This is a genomic window from Tepidimonas sp. (assembly GCF_046292505.1).
Taxonomy (GTDB): Bacteria; Pseudomonadota; Gammaproteobacteria; order Burkholderiales; family Burkholderiaceae_C; genus Tepidimonas.
Window position 1 is genome coordinate 1 of record NZ_JBKBQX010000101.1, and the last position, 1,194, is coordinate 1,194.

Genomic DNA, 1,194 nt, shown 5'->3' on the forward strand with positions numbered 1-1,194 from the left:
ACTTCGCCCCGGCGCTGTACGAGGCCGGCTTCGTCAGCGCGGCTCACGCCGAGGCCGACATCGAGGCGACGTTGCAGCCCGCCGAAGAAGTCGCCTTGGCGGAAGTGCGGCACGATGGCGCGCTCGATGATGCGGCTGGCCAGCAGGTCCGGCAGCGCGCCCTCCACCGCCTGGGTGGTGGCGATGCGCACGCGGCGGTCGTCCTTGGCCACCACCAGCAGCACGCCGTCGCCGACGTCGCGCCGGCCGATCTTCCAGGCATCGCCGACGCGCTGCGTGTAGTCGGTGATGTCCTCCGGCGCGGTGGTCGGCACCAGCAGCACCACCACCTGGCTGCCACGCTCACGCTCGAACGCCGCCAGCCGCGCCTCCAGCGCCGCGCGCTGCTCGGCGCTGAGCGTGCCGGTCAGGTCCATCACGCGGGCGGTCAGCGCCGGCACCGGCTGCAGGGCCTGCGCGTGCGCCGGGGCCCCCAAGGCCAGCGCCAGCATCAGCCACGCCCAGGACAGCCACGCGAGGCGAGGACCACCCCACCCGCGCGGTCCCTTGACCGGGGCAGCGCCGGCCGTGGCGAGCCGTAACCCGGCGGCGACAGGCACGGCCGCGCCCCTCACCGCCCCGGCGCCGCCGGGAGTTCCACCTTCGGCGGCTGCGCCAGCGTGGCCTCGTCGGCCGGGGCGAAGCCGGGCTTGGGCGCGTAGCCGAACACCTTGGCCGTCAGGTTGGTCGGGAAGCTGCGCGCCAGCGTGTTGTAGCGCTGCACCGCCTGGATGTAGCGGTTGCGCGCCACCGCGTTGCGGTTTTCGGTGCCTTCCAGCTGCACGCGCAGGTCGGCGAAGCCCTGGTTGGCCTTCAGATTCGGGTACTGCTCGGCCACCGCCAGCAGGCGCGCCAGCGCGCCGCCGAGCTCGCCCTGCGCGGCCTGGAAGCGCTGCAGCGCCTGCGGGTCCTGCAGCATCTCGGGCGTGACCTGGATCGCGGTGGCGCGGGCGCGCGCCTCGATGACGCGCGTCAGCGTCTCGCGCTCGAAGTTGGCCTCGCCCTGCACGGTGGCCACCAGGTTGGGCACCAGGTCGGCGCGGCGCGGGCTGTGTTCGAGACCATCGACCTGCGCCAGCCCGCCGCCGAGGCCATGCAGGAGCTGGCCGTGCTGGCACTCGACAAGGGGCTGGAGCTGGAATTCGACAGTCCGCC

The 1,194-nt window shown here is 74.0% G+C and carries 1 protein-coding gene and 1 pseudogene; both read right to left on the reverse strand.

From position 1 onward, the window contains the following. Window positions 1-491, reverse strand: a 491-nt coding sequence (locus tag ACK4TH_RS11965; protein ID WP_409626760.1) for a TPM domain-containing protein, incomplete at its 3' end; no start/stop codon positions are given. A 119-nt stretch (window positions 492-610) separates the two neighbouring features. Next, a pseudogene (locus ACK4TH_RS11970) lies at window positions 611-1,099 on the reverse strand (LemA family protein); the annotation flags it as partial. Window positions 1,100-1,194 lie beyond the last annotated feature (95 nt).